Source organism: Citrobacter freundii complex sp. CFNIH9 (genome assembly GCF_002903305.1).
In the GTDB taxonomy this organism is placed as follows: domain Bacteria; phylum Pseudomonadota; class Gammaproteobacteria; order Enterobacterales; family Enterobacteriaceae; genus Citrobacter; species Citrobacter portucalensis.
The window spans coordinates 4,445,097-4,461,879 of sequence record NZ_CP026238.1 but is presented as its reverse complement, the minus strand read 5'-3'; the positions used below and the strand labels follow the sequence as shown (position 1 = coordinate 4,461,879).

The 16,783-nt window shown below is 52.7% G+C and carries 12 protein-coding genes; 10 read left to right on the top strand and 2 right to left on the bottom strand.

The window, feature by feature from the left end; translation table 11 throughout:
• The first annotated feature begins 8 nt into the window (after window positions 1–8).
• The 4 genes from C2U43_RS22540 to pdxY all read left to right on the top strand — a co-directional run bounded on the left by C2U43_RS22540 (window position 9) and on the right by pdxY (window position 5,523).
• Window positions 9–1,019: an Ldh family oxidoreductase gene (locus C2U43_RS22540; protein WP_103285821.1), complete on the top strand. Its 1,011-nt coding sequence runs from the start codon at window positions 9–11 to the stop codon at window positions 1,017–1,019.
• 809 nt (window positions 1,020–1,828) lie between these two features.
• On the top strand, window positions 1,829–3,199 hold the full coding sequence (locus C2U43_RS22535; protein ID WP_016155590.1) for a tyrosine phenol-lyase: 1,371 nt from the start codon (window positions 1,829–1,831) through the stop codon (window positions 3,197–3,199).
• A 189-nt stretch (window positions 3,200–3,388) separates the two neighbouring features.
• Entirely contained in the window at window positions 3,389–4,654 is a 1,266-nt protein-coding gene (locus tag C2U43_RS22530; RefSeq protein ID WP_003830097.1) for an aromatic amino acid transporter, read from the top strand.
• Between the two features lie 11 nt (window positions 4,655–4,665).
• Complete coding sequence (gene pdxY / locus C2U43_RS22525) at window positions 4,666–5,523, top strand: pyridoxal kinase PdxY (RefSeq protein ID WP_057068977.1); 858 nt, start codon at window positions 4,666–4,668, stop codon at window positions 5,521–5,523.
• A 494-nt stretch (window positions 5,524–6,017) separates the two neighbouring features.
• Here pdxY and C2U43_RS22520 read toward each other — a convergent pair whose 3' ends face one another.
• A complete protein-coding gene (locus C2U43_RS22520; RefSeq protein ID WP_008786084.1) occupies window positions 6,018–7,571 on the bottom strand; it encodes an L-lactate permease in 1,554 nt (517 codons plus the stop codon).
• Window positions 7,572–8,152: 581 nt separating this feature from the next.
• On the opposite strand from C2U43_RS22520, the gene C2U43_RS22515 reads away from it, so the two are divergent.
• Genes C2U43_RS22515 through C2U43_RS22505 form a run of 3 tightly spaced genes read left to right on the top strand, consistent with a single transcriptional unit; the run spans window position 8,153 to window position 10,998 of the window.
• Window positions 8,153–8,872: a (Fe-S)-binding protein gene (locus C2U43_RS22515; protein WP_079934440.1), complete on the top strand. Its 720-nt coding sequence runs from the start codon at window positions 8,153–8,155 to the stop codon at window positions 8,870–8,872.
• Window positions 8,873–8,882: 10 nt separating this feature from the next.
• Window positions 8,883–10,310, top strand: coding sequence for a LutB/LldF family L-lactate oxidation iron-sulfur protein (locus C2U43_RS22510; RefSeq protein ID WP_008786085.1), 1,428 nt, complete (start codon window positions 8,883–8,885; stop codon window positions 10,308–10,310).
• A complete protein-coding gene (locus C2U43_RS22505) occupies window positions 10,303–10,998 on the top strand; it encodes a LutC/YkgG family protein (RefSeq protein WP_103285820.1) in 696 nt (231 codons plus the stop codon). Before C2U43_RS22510 ends, C2U43_RS22505 begins: the two co-directional genes overlap by 8 nt.
• Before the next feature lie 49 nt (window positions 10,999–11,047).
• On the opposite strand, the gene gntP is transcribed toward C2U43_RS22505, so the two are convergent.
• Entirely contained in the window at window positions 11,048–12,391 is a 1,344-nt protein-coding gene (gene gntP / locus C2U43_RS22500; RefSeq protein WP_003033260.1) for a gluconate permease GntP, read from the bottom strand.
• Window positions 12,392–12,652: 261 nt separating this feature from the next.
• Between gntP and uxuA the strand changes: the two genes are divergently transcribed.
• From uxuA to uxuR, 3 genes are all read left to right on the top strand, one after another.
• On the top strand, window positions 12,653–13,837 hold the full coding sequence (gene uxuA / locus C2U43_RS22495; protein WP_103285819.1) for a mannonate dehydratase: 1,185 nt from the start codon (window positions 12,653–12,655) through the stop codon (window positions 13,835–13,837).
• An 80-nt stretch (window positions 13,838–13,917) separates the two neighbouring features.
• Window positions 13,918–15,393: a fructuronate reductase gene (locus C2U43_RS22490; RefSeq protein WP_103285818.1), complete on the top strand. Its 1,476-nt coding sequence runs from the start codon at window positions 13,918–13,920 to the stop codon at window positions 15,391–15,393.
• Between the two features lie 175 nt (window positions 15,394–15,568).
• Window positions 15,569–16,342: a Uxu operon transcriptional regulator gene (gene uxuR / locus C2U43_RS22485; RefSeq protein ID WP_103285817.1), complete on the top strand. Its 774-nt coding sequence runs from the start codon at window positions 15,569–15,571 to the stop codon at window positions 16,340–16,342.
• Window positions 16,343–16,783 lie beyond the last annotated feature (441 nt).

Genomic DNA, 16,783 nt, shown 5'->3' with positions numbered 1-16,783 from the left:
AGTCGGTCATGGAGATGGTAAACCTCTCGTTAACAGAGGCTTATGCGCTGGCATATAAGGTGCTGCGCGGGAACGGATTCAGTGAAGCGCATGCCGTGGCGATCGCGACAAACGTGACCCACGGTGAGCGTGATGGCTGTGCCTCGCATGGTTTGTGGCGGTTGCTGGGGATTGTGGAGACGCGACGTAAAGGAAAGGTGTCACCTGACGCTGAGCCGGTTATCACCGATACCGCGCCGGCCGTTGTGAAGGTGGACGCCGGTGGGGCATTTTCCCTGCTGGCATTCGAGCGCGCGCTTCCACTGCTGATAGAAAAGGCGCGCCACAGCGGTATTGCAGCCCTGGCGATTAACCGCTGTGTGCACTTTTCGGCGCTGTTTGCCGACGTTGAGCCGCTCACGGAGGCGGGGCTGGTGGCGCTGGCGACGACGCCCAGCCATGCGTGGGTTGCTCCCGCAGGCGGGACGCAGCCGCTTTTGGGCACTAACCCGATAGCATTTGGCTGGCCGCGTGAAGAAAAACCCCCGTTTATCTTCGACATGGCCACCAGTGCGGCGGCACGGGGAGAGATCCAACTCCATCAACGGGCGGGAAAAGCGGTGCCGGAAGGGTGGGGGATTGACGGTGACGGTCAGGCTACTACCGACGCGCAGGCGATCCTCGACGGCGCGATGTTGACGTTTGGCGGGCATAAAGGGTCGGCACTGGCGGCAATGGTGGAACTGCTTGCCGGACCGCTCATCGGCGATATGACCAGCGCGGAATCGCTGGCGTGGGATAAGGGGGCTGGCGGGTTGCCCTATGGTGGCGAGCTGATTCTGGCCCTGGACCCGGCCCGCTTTCTGGGACGGGAGGCTCCGCAGCATCTGGCACGTGCCGAGAGACTCTTTGCCGATATGCAGCGGCAAGGAGCGCGTTTGCCGGGCGAGCGTCGCTATCATTCCCGTATGCGTACAACTCGTGACGGTGTAGAAATAACCCATTCGCTGTTCAAGGATATATCCGCGTTAGTGAAATAATTATCGCGAGAACAGGAGGGATGATGTCCCTCCTGTTATACGTTTATATGAATAGTTACTGTGATTAGCGATGCGCAGGTGTTGGCGCACCTTCGTATCGCGCTAATAAAACCCCTGTAAATTCCCCCAGTGATCTTCGGTAAGCCCAGATGTAAATAAGATGAAATAAGCGCGAATAGCACGCTTTCGGAATAAATAGAAAACGCCTTCATCCCAATAAATCCGGTATTATTCATCGCATTTATTCATTATCTTTCACGCGCCTGAATATCCCCATGCTCCAGAAAACAACGCCTGTCGGCATCAGGCCAAAAATGCGATCTAACTCACTGAAGCAAATAGCAAACTCTGAAACAACGCTTAATTGTACACTTTGCTTTACACTTTTAGTGATGTGAATCACAAATATAAACCCGTGAAGTGATCCGACTCTCACAAATTGGGGTGTACTCATTGAGCAATACATTATGAGAACAGCCTGGAAAGTTAAGTTTTCAGTATTTTCCCTCTCCAGTGACATGCAACGGTGAAGGGCAATTCAACACGCAAAAAAAACTCGTTGAATATGAACGGGTAAAAAATGACGTGTGATTTGCATCACTCACATTTACAGCTTTTTAAATTATTGCCAGTGATTAATGTTGACCGGGCTATTTCCATAATCAATCAAATCTTGCATAGTGCCTCCACATTATTTCTCCCCCTGGCTCAGGAGGCGAATAGTTATATTTCATCAGACTTTATTGATGAACCAGGTATGATTTACTTCACATTAATACGTACATGACCACTGTTACTGGAGAAACAAAATGAATTATCCGGCAGAACCCTTCCGTATTAAAAGCGTTGAAACTGTATCTATGATCCCGCGTGATGAGCGCCTTAAGAAAATGCAGGAAGCGGGTTACAATACTTTCCTGTTAAATTCGAAAGATATTTATATTGACCTGCTGACCGACAGTGGCACCAACGCAATGAGCGACAAGCAGTGGGCCGGAATGATGATGGGTGATGAAGCTTACGCGGGCAGCGAAAACTTCTATCATCTGGAAAGAACCGTGCAGGAACTGTTCGGCTTTAAACATATTGTTCCGACTCACCAGGGCCGCGGCGCAGAAAACTTATTATCACAACTGGCTATTAAACCAGGGCAATATGTTGCCGGGAATATGTATTTCACTACCACTCGTTATCACCAGGAAAAAAATGGTGCGGTGTTTGTCGATATCGTTCGTGACGAAGCGCACGATGCCGGTCTGAATATTGCGTTTAAAGGTGATATCGATCTTAAAAAATTACAAAAACTGATTGATGAAAAAGGCGCAGAGAATATTGCGTATATCTGCCTGGCGGTGACGGTTAACCTCGCAGGCGGGCAGCCGGTCTCGATGGCGAACATGCGTGCGGTGCGTGAACTGACGGCAGCGCACGGCATTAAAGTGTTCTACGATGCTACCCGCTGCGTAGAAAACGCCTACTTTATCAAAGAGCAAGAGCAGGGATTTGAGAACAAGAGCATCGCCGAGATCGTGCATGAGATGTTCAGCTACGCCGACGGTTGTACCATGAGTGGTAAAAAAGACTGTCTGGTGAACATCGGCGGCTTCCTGTGCATGAACGATGACGAAATGTTCTCTTCTGCCAAAGAGTTAGTCGTGGTTTACGAAGGTATGCCATCTTACGGCGGCCTGGCCGGACGCGACATGGAAGCCATGGCGATTGGTCTGCGCGAAGCCATGCAGTATGAGTACATCGAGCACCGCGTGAAGCAGGTTCGCTACCTGGGCGATAAGCTGAAAGCCGCTGGCGTACCGATTGTTGAACCGGTGGGTGGTCACGCGGTATTCCTCGATGCGCGCCGCTTCTGCGAGCATCTGACGCAGGACGAGTTCCCGGCACAAAGTCTGGCCGCCAGCATCTATGTGGAAACCGGCGTACGTAGTATGGAACGTGGAATTATCTCTGCGGGCCGTAATAACGTGACTGGTGAACACCACAGACCGAAACTGGAAACCGTGCGTCTGACTATTCCACGCCGTGTTTATACCTACGCACATATGGATGTCGTGGCTGACGGTATTATTAAACTTTACCAGCACAAAGAAGATATTCGCGGGCTGAAGTTTATTTACGAGCCGAAGCAGTTGCGTTTCTTTACTGCACGCTTTGATTACATCTAAAAAATAGTTATGGCCCCATCACGTGATGGGGCTTTTTTGTATTCCTTTTCCATGAACAGGAAGCCTTTGCGGTGCCCGTTACCGTGACATAATTAAAAAAAGTAAACCCTGACTCCGACATTTTTATTATCCGCATGATGTACAAATGACAGCTGTAATTATAACGAATAGTCTACAGGAACATTTATCATGGATATTAATGCCATTGAGCGACAGAGTAGTACCCCCGGACTGATTAGCGGAACCATGTTGGTTATCGCGACCGTAGTGGGTGGCGGGATGTTCTCCCTGCCGATTGCGATGGCCGGCGTATGGTTCCCCGGTGCGTCTGTTATTCTTCTGTTTATCGCCATCATGATGTTATTAACCGGTCTGATGCTGGTTGAAGTCAACCTGCATTATGGCGCCGGTGCCAGTTTTAATACCTTTACTCAGGATTTATTAGGCCGTAAGTGGAATATCGTTGTCGGTATCGCTTTCGGCTTTGTGCTGTATATTCTGACTTATGCCTATATTTCCGGATCGTCAGCGGTGATGGCACAAACCGTGTTCAAATACAGCGGTGTACGCTTTCCGGCGAATATCTCGGTGGTGATCGTCAGTATGCTGGTCGGCGCGATTGCCTGGTACAGCTCCTTGCTGGTCGGACGCATCACTACCGTGTTGATTATCGGTAAGTTTATCGCGTTCTTTGCTACTTTCTCCGGGCTGGTTGGTCATATTGAAGTGGCGAAACTTGTCGACAGCGTGGCGGTGGCGCTGCCCAACTCACAGTACCTGCCTTACATTCTGATGACGCTGCCGTTCTGTATTATCTCGTTTGGTTTTCACGGTAACGTGCCGAGCCTGGTCAAGCTGTATGGCAAGAGTGGGGTCCCGAATATCACGCGTTCGATTATCATCGGTACGCTGTTTGCCCTGCTGCTGTACATCTTCTGGCTGGGCGTCACGATGGGTAACATCAGCCGTTCCGCGTTCCCGCCAATTATCGCCAAAGGCGGCAATATCGACGTGTTTGTTGAGGCCATCAGCGAGCTGTTCACCAGCCGGTATATGGATTTGATCCTGACCTTCTTCGGCAACTTCGCAGTAGCCAGTTCACTGCTGGCGGCGACGCTTGGCTTGTTCGATTATATCGCCGACCTGTTTCACTTCCCGGATGACGGCATGGGCCGCCTGAAAACCGCGCTGGTGACCTACTTCCCGCCAGCCGCCGTGTGCTTCTTCTTCCCGAACGGTTTTGTGCACGCGATTGGCTACGCCGGTCTGGCCTTTACCATCTGGAGCGTGATCCTGCCGCCGTTCCTGGTGAAAGCCGCGCGGAAACGTTTTCCGACCGCCAGCTATACCGCGCCCTGTAATAACACCGTGCTTAACCTGGTGATTGTCTGTGGAGCGGTTGTCTATCTGACGGTTGTTCTGGACGTATTTGGTCTGCTGCCAACGTTTCGTTAGACGGAGTCAAAATGAAAAACGTGTTGTCTGTTCAGTCGTCAGTCGTTTATGGCTATGCCGGAAATAAAGCCGCTGTGTTGCCGATGCAGCTTTCGGGGATCGATGTCTGGCCGTTTTACACCGTACAGTTTTCCAACCACACCCAGTACGGGATGTGGCAGGGCATGGCGATGCCGCACGGCGAGCTGAGCGCCATCATCAGCGGGCTGGATGACCTGCAAAAGCTGGCGCAATGCGACGCCGTGCTGTCCGGGTATCTCGGGGATAAACGTCATTGTGAAGAGGTGAAGCACGCGGTCACCACCATTCGTCAGCGTAATCCGCAGGCGCTCTATTTTTGCGATCCGGTGATGGGCGATCCGCAAAAAGGCTGCATTGTCGCGCAGGGCGTAGAGTCCTTTTTTGTCGATGATGCCATTCAACTGGCCGACATCATGGGACCGAATCTCTATGAGCTGGGCGTGCTGACGGGCAGACAACTGCGTGGTTTTGACGAGGTAGTGGAAGCGGCGCGGCAACTGGTGTCGTGGGGTGTGAAGAAGGTGCTGGTGAAGCATCTCGGTGACTGTTCGCGGGACAAACAGGCGTTTGAAATGCTGCTGGTGACGCCGGAACAGACGTTACACATTGCCCGGCCGCTGTATACCTTTGCCAAAATGCCGGTGGGCGTTGGGGATCTGATTTGCAGCGTGATGCTGGCCTCACTGCTCAATGGTTATGAGGACAAGCAGGCGCTGGAGCGGACCACCAGTGTCGTCGATGCGGTGATGCGACTGACGAAAGAGCATGATTCGTATGAACTGCGGCTGATAGATGCGCGTCACCAGATAATGGATCCGCAAATTCGCTATCGGGCAGCGGTACTGTAGCGCCACGAGGGGGCTCTATGTTTCTGACATTGCTGCGGCTTCAGCATCCTCTGGTCTACCGTTTCGCGTGGCTTCGTCTGTGGGTGGCGGTGTTAAGAGCATGCGGACTGCGTAAGAGAAAGGGGTGAGCATTTTACGCTGCTGCCGGATGCGGCTCGCGCCTTATCCGGCCTACAAATGAGCGTGAAACGCAGGCCTACAAATGAGTGTGAAATGTAGGCCTGATAAGCGAAGCGCCATCAGGCATAAGTGCCAGGTATTACACGCGGAAGTAGCGTGGTGGAATCAACGCGGAAAAGGCGTCGAACTTCTTCACCATCTTTTTCCAGAACAACATAACAACAATCCTCGATTTGAAACATCGGCGCTATTTTAGTCAGCGCCGACAAATCGTAAAGCCTGTCGCCTTGTTCCGTTCCTGGGACGGTGTAAACCTTTTTGGTCACTGTGTCGTCAAATACGATTGCCGCGAATTTGACGGGGTTGACAATGGCTTACGCCATAAACCAGTAATAAAAGAGACCGACTTTCAGGCCGAGGATCACAATGTAGGCGCAGCAGTATTTCATGGTGCCAGACATAATCTGGTTGGCCTGACCGTCCATTTTGGTGGCAGAAACCGCGATGGCGATGCTTTGCGGCGAAATCATTTTCCCCCCCGTAGCGCCAGAGGTATTGGCCGCCGCCAGCCAGTTAGGATCGATATGCAACTTGCTGGCAGCAATGGTTTGCAGCTTGCCGAACAGAATGTTCGAGTTAGTATCGCTGCCGGTAACGAACGTGCCCAGCGCGCCAATCACCGGGGCGAGGAAGACGTACGAACTGCCGGTCAGATCGACAATCGACTGCGCCAGCGTGGAGATAATCCCGCTGAGATCCATCACCGTGGCCAGCGCGACGATCGCCATAATTGCGACGATAGAGTTTTTAAGCTGGAAAATCGTTTTGATAAATACTTCCAGCATCCCGCGTGCGGACGCCCCCTGAATAAAACCGCCGATAATGGTCGCAAAGATGATCAGCATCCCTGGTGTGGTCACCCATTCAACTTTCAGTGCCATCGTTTTACCGTCAGCCAACGTGAAATGCAGCACCGAAGCCAGTTGGGACGCCGCGCCTTTTATTGTCGGGAACAGCGGCGAACACAGCAGGATAAACACAAAAATAAACAGATAGATAGAGCCCACGCGGAACAGCACTTTTGCCGAGCGCGGCGTGGTTTCGCGGGTATGGCTGACCTCAATGCGCCACTCTGGATCGGTTTTCCCTTTGCGCAGGCGACTGACCATCGCCACGGCAAACAGGCTGACCAGGCTACCGGCAAAAGCGGGTAATTCCGCGCCAAGATGGATGGCGACAAAATATTGCGGAACCAGCGTGGTGATGCCGCAAATCAACGTGATCAGAAATACGCCACGAATGGCTTTCAGGCCACCGCCAATAATGCAGACAATCACAAACGGCAGCAGAATATTAAACAGCGCAAGCTGCAAAATAATGGTTCCGCCTAAGGTATAAACCGGCAGATTAACCTGTTCAGCCAGAATAGAAACCGGGATCCCGACCGCGCCGAATGCGGTGGGAACGGTATTCGCCACGAGAGAAGCAATCGCTGCTTTCAGCGGGTTGAATCCCAGCGCAATAAGAATGCCGATCGGAATAGCGACCGCCGTACCATAACCCGCTGCGGCTTCAAGAAATCCACCAAAGCACCATGAAATCAGCAACACCTGAATACGCTTATCTTCGCTAATGCTGGCGAGAATATCGCGCAAAATATCCAGCGCTTTGGTCGCCTGCATGACGTTATAACTGAAGATAGCGCCGAGGATCACAATCACAATCGGCCATAACCCCTTCAGTGCGCCATAGCCTATCGCGGCTTTCAGATTTTGTACGGGCATTTCCCAGAATATTGCCGATAATGCAGCGGTGAATACCAAAGAAATCAGTACGGAATAATGGATGGGCATTTTTAATTTCAGTATTAAAAATACCATAAGTAGTAAAGGAGAGAGTGCCAGGGCAAACATAAAATATTCGTTCATTGCTATTCCTGATTGGTTCATTAAACCTGATTTATATTTATGGCGGGAAGGCTACATTGCTGTGTAAATAAAATATGTAAACTGAATCGCTTCAGTGAATAAAGTAATTATGATTTATGGTTTTGTAACTATTGTAATCTTTTAATTAAAATTCAATGCCAGATAAATATACTTAAGAGCAAGGTAAATACCCATAAGTGGTTATTTAATAACATTTTTAATAATGGTAGTGACGAAGGTAGTAATCATTCGAAACTATTTTATAAGGTGTTAATAACACTGTCGTTTTCAATATAAAAATGTGAGCAAGTCCGAAATAAATAAACATGGGTATTGCATATGCATGTTGATTAGGGGATTATTCGGTTTTGTCATACAAATGAAAATACAGACATTTGCGATTGTCCTGATATAAGAAGAGGAGAGTCGCTATCAAAGGAAAACGATCCGTGCATCATAATGAACCCAGACATTAGTAAAACAAGCAAATACAAAAACTGGGCGTGAAATACAGCTGAATCTTTGCTTGATATCGCGATATCAAGCGCAATAAACAGAAATGAAGCAATGGAGTAGTTATTGTGAATGTAAATTTCTTTGTTACCTGCATTGGTGACGCACTGAAATCACGGATGGCACGAGACTCCGTATTGCTGCTGGAAAAACTGGGTTGTCGCGTGAATTTCCCCGAGAAGCAAGGGTGTTGCGGTCAGCCAGCCATCAACAGCGGATACATCAAAGAGGCGATCCCCGGGATGAAAAACCTGATCGCCGCGCTGGAAGACAACGACTACCCGATTATCTCCCCGGCAGGCTCCTGCACCTACGCGGTAAAAAGCTACCCGACGTATCTGGCCGATGAACCGGAATGGGCGCTGCGTGCTGAAAAAGTTTCCGCGCGTATGCAGGATCTCACCTCCTTTATCGTCAACAAACTGGGCGTGGTGGACGTTGGTGCCAGCCTGCAGGGCCGCGCTGTGTATCATCCTTCCTGTAGCTTGACCCGCAAACTGGGAGTGAAGGAAGAGCCGCTTACGCTGCTGAAAAACGTGCGCGGACTGGAGCTGTTGACGTTTGCCGATCAGGATACCTGTTGCGGCTTTGGCGGGACGTTCTCGGTCAAGATGGCCGAGATATCCGGTGAGATGGTGAAAGAGAAAGTCTTACATCTGATGGATGCAAAGCCGGAATATTTGATTGGCGCAGACGTTAGCTGCCTGCTGAACATTGGCGGCCGACTGCAACGGGAAGGCCAGCCGGTCAAAGTGATGCATATTGCTGAAGTGCTGATGAGCCGCTGAGGGGAAAGAGATGTCGATAAAAACCAGCGATGTAGAATTTAAACTGCGTATTCGTCAGCAGATAGAAGATCCGATCATGCGCAAAGCCGTGGCTAATGCGCAGGAGCGTATCGGCGCGAATCGGCAAAAAATGGTCGATGAGTTAGGCCACTGGGAAGACTGGCGCGATCGTGCCAGCCAGATCCGCGATCACGTTCTGAGCAATCTCGACGCTTACCTGTACCAACTCTCCGAGAAAGTGACGGAAAACGGCGGACACGTCTATTTCGCCAAAACCAAAGAAGACGCTACTCGCTACATTTTGCAGGTCGCGCAGAGTAAAAATGCGAAGAAGGTGGTGAAGTCCAAGTCGATGGTGACCGAAGAAATCGGCGTCAACCATGTGCTGCAGGATGCCGGAATCCAGGTGATCGAAACCGATCTCGGGGAATATATCCTGCAGTTGGATCAGGATCCGCCTTCGCACGTCGTGGTTCCGGCGATTCATAAAGATCGCTACCAGATCCGCCGCGTGCTGAACGAACGTCTGGGGTACGACGGCCCGGAAACCCCGGAAGCTATGACCTTGTTCATTCGTCAGAAGATCCGCGAGGATTTCCTCAGTGCCGAAATCGGTATTACTGGCTGTAACTTTGCCGTGGCGGAAACCGGCTCGGTGTGTCTGGTGACTAACGAAGGCAACGCGCGCATGTGCACCACGCTGCCGAAAACGCACATTGCGGTGATGGGCATGGAGCGTATCGCGCCGACCTTTGCCGAGGTGGATGTGCTGATCACCATGCTGGCGCGCAGCGCCGTGGGCGCACGTCTGACGGGCTACAACACCTGGCTGACCGGCCCGCGTGAGGCGGACAACGTTGACGGACCGGAAGAGTTCCATCTGGTGATTGTCGATAACGGTCGCTCGCAAGTGCTGGGCTCAGAGTTTCGCGATGTGCTGCGCTGCATCCGCTGCGGAGCCTGTATGAACACCTGTCCGGCGTACCGCCACATCGGCGGACATGGCTATGGCTCTATCTATCCTGGACCTATCGGCGCGGTGATTTCTCCGCTGCTCGGCGGCTATAAAGATTTTAAAGACCTGCCGTACGCCTGTTCTTTATGCACGGCCTGTGACAGCGTCTGCCCGGTGCGTATTCCGCTTTCAAAACTGATCCTGCGTCATCGCCGGGTGATGGCCGAGGAGGGCATTACGCCGAAAGCCGAGCGACGGGCGATCAAAATGTTCGCCTATGCCAATAGCCATCCGGGGCTGTGGAAAGTCGGGATGATGGCGGGCGCGCATGCGGCGAGTTGGTTTATCAATGGCGGCAAAACCCCGCTCAAGGTTGGCGCGATTGGTGACTGGATGGAGGCGCGCGATCTGCCTGATGCTGACGGCGAGAGCTTCCGTAGCTGGTTTAAGAAACATCAGGCGCAGGAGAAAAAGAATGGATAACCGTACCGCGTTTTTAAACACCATCGCCCAGGCGCTGGGTCGCCCGCTGCGCTTCGAGCCGCAAGCAGATGCCGCGCCGGTTAACAACTATGCCAACGAGCGCCTGACCGAGCTTAGCCTCGAGCAGCGCTGCTCTGCGTTTATCCAGTTTGCCAGCGAAGTGATGCTGGCCCGCTGCGAACTGACCAGCGAGGACCAGGCCGCAGACGCGGCGCTGCGCCTGTGCGAAGAATTGGGTCAGCAGCCGGTGGTGCTGAGCGGCGACAGCCGGCTGGTGGATCTGGGTATCACCGAACGCTTACAGCAGGAATGCAACGCCGTGGTCTGGGATCCGGCGCGTGGTAGCGAAAATATTACCCAGGCCGAGCAGGCGAAAGTCGGCGTGGTGTATGCCGAGTATGGCCTGACCGAGTCCGGCGGCGTGGTACTGTTTTCCGCACCAGAGCGCGGGCGCTCCCTGAGCCTGTTGCCGGAGTCCTCGATTTTCGTGCTGCGTAAAAGCACCATTCTGCCGCGCGTGGCGCAGCTGGCAGAAAAACTGCATCAGAAAGCGCAGGCCGGTGAGCGTATGCCATCGTGCATTAATATCATCAGTGGACCCAGCTCGACGGCGGATATTGAGCTTATCAAGGTGGTTGGGGTGCATGGCCCGGTGAAAGCGGTGTATCTGATTATTGAGGATTGTTGAGGCAGGATGGAAAACCGCTCTGGCGCTATAGGCCAGAGCGGTATCGACGTTATGCAATCATGCTGATGATCAACACGATAATCAGGCCAACCACGGAGTTTACCAGCTCCAGCAGACCCCAGGTTTTCAGCGTATCCTTCACCGACAGGTCAAAGTAGCCTTTGAACAGCCAGAACGAAGCATCGTTGATATGGGTCAGGGTGTTGGAGCCGGCCGCTGTTGCCAGCACCAGCAACGCCGGGTCGACGCCCACCAGTTGACCGGTTGCCGGGTCGAGGATCGCTGCGCTAATAATCCCCGCCGCCGTCATGGCTGAGACCACGCCCTGACCCGTTGCCAGACGAATCAGCACGGTTATCAACCACGCCATGATGTAGGGAGAAATATTGCCGTGCGACATCAGCATGCCGATGGTATCGCCGATGCCGGTATCGATAATGGTTTGCTTCAGTACGCCGCCCGCGCCGATGATCAGGATCACCATGGCGATGCTTTTCACCGCGTTTTCAAAGGCGTTCATTACCCACTGCATGTCGTGACCGCGCGCGGTACCAAACAGCACGAAGGCGACAACCATGGCGATAAACATCGCAATCGGCGAGGAGCCTAAGAAGTTGACCACTTCCCACGCCTGCGTCCCTTTCACCAGCCAGATGTTGGCGATGGTGGTGGAGATCATGATGATCGCCGGGATCAGCGGCACCAGAATAGACACGCCGAAGGACGGCAGGTTGTTCTGGTCAACCGGTACGTCGGCCTTCATGAATGACGGCGTTGGACGATCGAGGTTGCCGAGGAATTTCGGCAGGATAAGTCCGGCGCAGATCACGCTCGGAATGGTCACCAGGATACCGTAGATGTAAACCATGCCCATGTCAGCGCCGTAGGCGTTAACCAGCGCGACCGGACCCGGCTGCGGTGGGAACAGTGAGTGAGCGGTGGTGGCGGCGGCAACCGCAGGAATCGCCAACTTAAGGAACGGGATCTTCGCTTCCGCGGCAATGACGATCACCAGCGGTGCCAGCATAATAAACGCCACTTCATAGAACATCGCCAGGCCGAAGATCAGACCAATAATGATCACCGACAGCTGCACGTAACGTAGACCGAGTCGCGCCAGCAGCGTATGGGCAATCTGATGCGCCGCGCCGGAGTCAACCATCAGCTTACCGATGACTGCCCCGAATACCACGATAATCGCCAGCTCACCTAGCGTGCTGCCAAAGCCGGATTTCATGGTATGCAGCAATTCCATTAAATCCATTCCCGCCAGCATACCGACCGAGAGTGCCGCCAGCAGCAGAGCGACCATCGAGTTTATTTTGAATCTTAAATTGAGCACCAGCATCAGGCCGATGCCGAATACAACCCACAGAATATTGAGAACGTGCATATAACGTCTACCTTACTTTGGTTGAACTATTATGATTTTGGTTGAGATGTTACATATATTGGTCAACCCATGATGCGATGGATGTCACATTGCGTTACATGTTTACATTAATACTGGGTTGTATGGCCGTTCATTAGCGGTATGGTCAGCAGATATCGTGATTTGGTTAACCAATTTATCGCTTCAGGTTGACATGTAATACCAAAAGGAGGAATTTATGTGCCATATCGTCGAGTCCATAACGTAAACGAGGAATAAAACATGGAACAGACATGGCGCTGGTATGGTCCTAACGATCCGGTCACCTTAGCGGATGTGCGTCAGGCGGGTGCAACGGGCGTTGTCACTGCCTTGCACCATATCCCGAACGGGGAAGTGTGGACGGTTGATGAGATCCTAAAACGCAAAGCCATTATTGAGCAGGCGGGCCTGGTATGGTCGGTCGTCGAAAGCGTACCGATCCACGAAGACATTAAAACCCGTTCCGGCAACTATCAGCAGTGGATTGCCAACTACCAGCAAAGCCTGCGTAACCTGGCCGAGTGCGGCATTCGTACCGTGTGCTACAACTTTATGCCGGTTCTCGACTGGACCCGTACCGACCTGGAATACGTTCTGCCGGACGGCTCCAAAGCGCTGCGTTTCGATCAAATTGAATTTGCCGCCTTTGAGCTGCATATCCTTAAACGCCCGGGCGCGGAAGCGGACTACTCCGCCGAAGAGATTGCGCAGGCGCATGAACGCTTCACCACCATGAGCGAAGAAGACAAAGCACGTCTGACCCGCAATATCATCGCCGGTTTGCCGGGCGCGGAAGAGGGCTACACGCTCGACCAGTTCCGCCAGCATCTTGAACGCTATAAGGATATCGATAAAGCTGCGCTGCGTGAGAATTTTGCCGTCTTCCTGAAGGCGATTATTCCGGTAGCAGAAGAGGTCGGTGTGCGTATGGCGGTACATCCTGACGATCCGCCGCGCCCAATCCTTGGCCTGCCACGCATTGTTTCCACCGTGGAAGATATGCAGTGGATGGTCGATACGGTCAACAGCATGGCGAACGGTTTCACCATGTGTACCGGCTCCTACGGCGTTCGTGCGGATAACGACCTGGTCGACATGATCAAACAGTTTGGCCCGCGCATTTACTTCACCCATTTGCGCTCCACGCTGCGTGAAGATAACCCGAAAACCTTCCATGAAGCGGCGCATCTAAATGGCGACGTTGACATGTACGAAGTGGTGAAAGCGATCGTTGAGGAAGAACAGCGCCGTAAAGCCGAGGGCAAAGAGGATCTGATCCCTATGCGCCCGGACCACGGTCACCAGATGCTTGACGACCTGAAAAAGAAAACCAACCCAGGTTACTCCGCGATTGGTCGCCTGAAAGGCCTGGCGGAAGTGCGTGGCGTTGAGATGGCTATCCAGCGCGCTTTCTTTAGCCGCTAAAGCAGTGTTGCCGGTCGCCTGTCTGGCCGGCTTTTTTCTTTTCTCTCCGTTGGTCTTTCCGACGGGATCTGGAGTTCACGATGACAACGACAATTGCCAATAGCAACCTGCCGGTTGCGCGCCCCGCATGGGACAGCTCTCGTCTGCAATCCCGCATTGTTCACCTGGGATGCGGCGCTTTTCACCGCGCGCATCAGGCGCTGTACACCCACCATCTGCTGGAAACCACCGACAGCGACTGGGGTATCTGTGAAGTTAACCTGATGCCGGGTAATGACTGCATACTGATTGAAAACCTGCGCAAGCAACAATTGCTGTATACCGTGGCGGAAAAAGGCGCGGACAACACCGTGCTGAAAGTGATCGGCTCGATGAAAGAAGCGCTGCACCCAGAGCTTGACGGCTGTGATGGTATTTTACAGGCAATGGCACGCCCGCAGACGGCAATTGTCTCGCTGACGGTCACGGAAAAAGGCTACTGCACCGATGCTGCCAGCGGCCAGTTAGATCTCAATAACCCGCTGATTAAACACGATCTGGCAAATCCATCCGCGCCGAAATCGGCGATTGGTTACATCGTACAGGCGCTGCATCTGCGTCGTGAGCAGGGGCTGGCGGCCTTTACCGTGATGTCCTGCGATAACGTGCGTGAAAATGGGCATGTGGCGAAAGTCGCGGTGCTGGGCCTGGCGCAGGCGCGTGACCCGCAGCTGGCGCAGTGGATTGAAGCAAACGCCACTTTCCCGTGCACCATGGTAGACCGCATTGTTCCGGCGGCAACGCCAGAAACGTTGCAGGAGATTGCCGACCAGTTGGGCGTTTACGATCCGTGCGCTATCGCCTGCGAACCGTTCCGCCAGTGGGTGATTGAAGACAACTTTGTTAACGGTCGCCCTGACTGGGACAAAGTCGGCGCACAGTTTGTTGCCGACGTAGTACCGTTTGAAATGATGAAACTGCGCATGCTCAACGGCAGCCACTCTTTCCTCGCTTATCTGGGCTATCTCGGCGGTTATGAAACCATCGCTGACACCATGACCAATCCAGCATACCGCAAAGCGGCGTTTGCACTGATGATGCAGGAGCAAGCGCCGACGCTTTCGATGCCGGAAGGTACCGATCTCAACGCCTACGCGACGCTGCTGATCGAGCGTTTCAGCAACCCATCTCTGCGCCACCGTACCTGGCAGATTGCGATGGACGGCAGCCAGAAGCTGCCGCAGCGCCTGCTGGATCCGGTGCGTCTGCATCTGCAAAACGGCAGCGGCTGGCGTCATCTGGCACTGGGCATCGCGGGCTGGATGCGCTACACCCACGGTGTGGATGAACAGGGGCAGGTCATTGATGTTGTCGACCCAATGCAGGCCGAATTCCAGCGCATTAACCAACAGTTCCAGGGAGCCGAACGCGTGACGGCGCTGCTGGGGTTGAGCGGCATTTTTGGTCATGATCTGGCGGAAAACGCCGACTTTGTTGCGACGGTTACCGCAGCGTATCAACAGTTGTGTGAACACGGCGCACGCGAGTGCGTTGCAGCGTTAAGCGCTGACGCATAACCTCCCAGGTATGACGGGTCAATCAAAATACTAATTTGGTTGACCCGTTTTCTGTTTTTGGCTTCCCGCAAATGCTATAGTTCAGGCGAAAAAACGTTATTGGTAGGCCGGATAAGGTGTGCGCAGTCATCCAGCCTCCGGATTCTGAATTGACGCATCTGACGGACATAACACGATGAAATCAAACACTTCTCAGCAAAGACCCTACCAGGAAGTGGGTGCAATGATCCGCGATCTGATTGTCCAGACGCCGTACCAGCCTGGTGAGCGCTTGCCGCCGGAGCGTGAAATCGCCGAGAGACTCAATGTCACTCGCACGGTGGTGCGCGAAGCGTTAATCATGCTGGAAATTAAAGGTCTGGTGGACGTGCGTCGTGGCGCCGGGATCTACGTACTCGACAATGCAGAAGCTCAGACCATCGACAGTTCGGATGTGAATCATTGCAATGATGCAGGCCCGTTTGAGCTGCTCCAGGCGCGACAGCTGCTGGAAAGCAACATCGCCGAATTTGCCGCGCTGCAGGCCACCCGCGAAGATATCGTCAAAATGCGCCAGGCGTTGCAACTGGAAGAGCGGGAGCTGGCCTCCAACGAACCGAACGGTTCTGAAAGCGGTGACATGCAGTTCCATCTCGCTATCGCCGAGGCCACGCATAACAGCATGCTGGTGGAGCTGTTCCGCCAGTCATGGCAGTGGCGCGAGAACAACCCGATGTGGATCCAGCTTCATAGCCATCTCGATGATACCCACTATCGTAAAGAGTGGATGGGTGACCACAAACAGATCCTGGCAGCGTTAATCAAAAAGGATGCCCGCGCGGCCAAGCTGGCGATGTGGCAGCATCTGGAAAACGTCAAACAGCGCCTGCTGGAGTTTTCAAATGTTGATGACATCGACTTCGATGGCTATCTGTTTGACTCCTGGCCGCTGGATAAAGTTAACGCCTGATTTTACCACCTCTCATGCGGGCTGTTCCGGCCCGCTCGGCATTGCATAGCAACCTTTCTTTTTACGTCTTAAACCTTATGTAAAAAATGGTTTCCATAGTCTTCAATGATCATTTTTTTCGCTGCCCCTGTGTGATGTAAATTGATTTTCATCAATTAAAAACAACTTATTTTTGCTTGCGAAAAAATGCGCTATTTACCTTATTTTTACCTTTTCGTGCGTATTTTTAGACAAAACGGGTCTGTATTAAGTGAGAATCAAAGTGATTTCCGCTGCGGTTAGGGCAAGGCCGCCTGGCATAACAGCGTATAAAAACACGTGGTTTGCGTAAAAGTAGACATTAATAATGACATGTAACCTATTGGCTGTAATGATGTTTTGACTGCATATCATTTTTCATGTGAATGATTCATGCCTTTTTAATCAAATGAATAAAAACGA

What these genes read in the sequence shown, in the direction of transcription:
- C2U43_RS22505 (WP_103285820.1), top strand. Translation starts at nt 10,303, where the DNA reads ATGGATAACCGTACCGCGTTTTTAAACACCATCGCCCAGGCGCTGGGT.
- gntP (WP_003033260.1), bottom strand. Translation starts at nt 12,391, where the DNA reads ATGCACGTTCTCAATATTCTGTGGGTTGTATTCGGCATCGGCCTGATG.
- pdxY (WP_057068977.1), top strand. Translation starts at nt 4,666, where the DNA reads ATGAAAAACGTGTTGTCTGTTCAGTCGTCAGTCGTTTATGGCTATGCC.
- C2U43_RS22540 (WP_103285821.1), top strand. Translation starts at nt 9, where the DNA reads ATGGAGATGGTAAACCTCTCGTTAACAGAGGCTTATGCGCTGGCATAT.
- uxuR (WP_103285817.1), top strand. Translation starts at nt 15,569, where the DNA reads ATGAAATCAAACACTTCTCAGCAAAGACCCTACCAGGAAGTGGGTGCA.
- C2U43_RS22520 (WP_008786084.1), bottom strand. Translation starts at nt 7,571, where the DNA reads ATGAACGAATATTTTATGTTTGCCCTGGCACTCTCTCCTTTACTACTT.
- C2U43_RS22510 (WP_008786085.1), top strand. Translation starts at nt 8,883, where the DNA reads ATGTCGATAAAAACCAGCGATGTAGAATTTAAACTGCGTATTCGTCAG.
- C2U43_RS22535 (WP_016155590.1), top strand. Translation starts at nt 1,829, where the DNA reads ATGAATTATCCGGCAGAACCCTTCCGTATTAAAAGCGTTGAAACTGTA.
- C2U43_RS22530 (WP_003830097.1), top strand. Translation starts at nt 3,389, where the DNA reads ATGGATATTAATGCCATTGAGCGACAGAGTAGTACCCCCGGACTGATT.
- uxuA (WP_103285819.1), top strand. Translation starts at nt 12,653, where the DNA reads ATGGAACAGACATGGCGCTGGTATGGTCCTAACGATCCGGTCACCTTA.
- C2U43_RS22490 (WP_103285818.1), top strand. Translation starts at nt 13,918, where the DNA reads ATGACAACGACAATTGCCAATAGCAACCTGCCGGTTGCGCGCCCCGCA.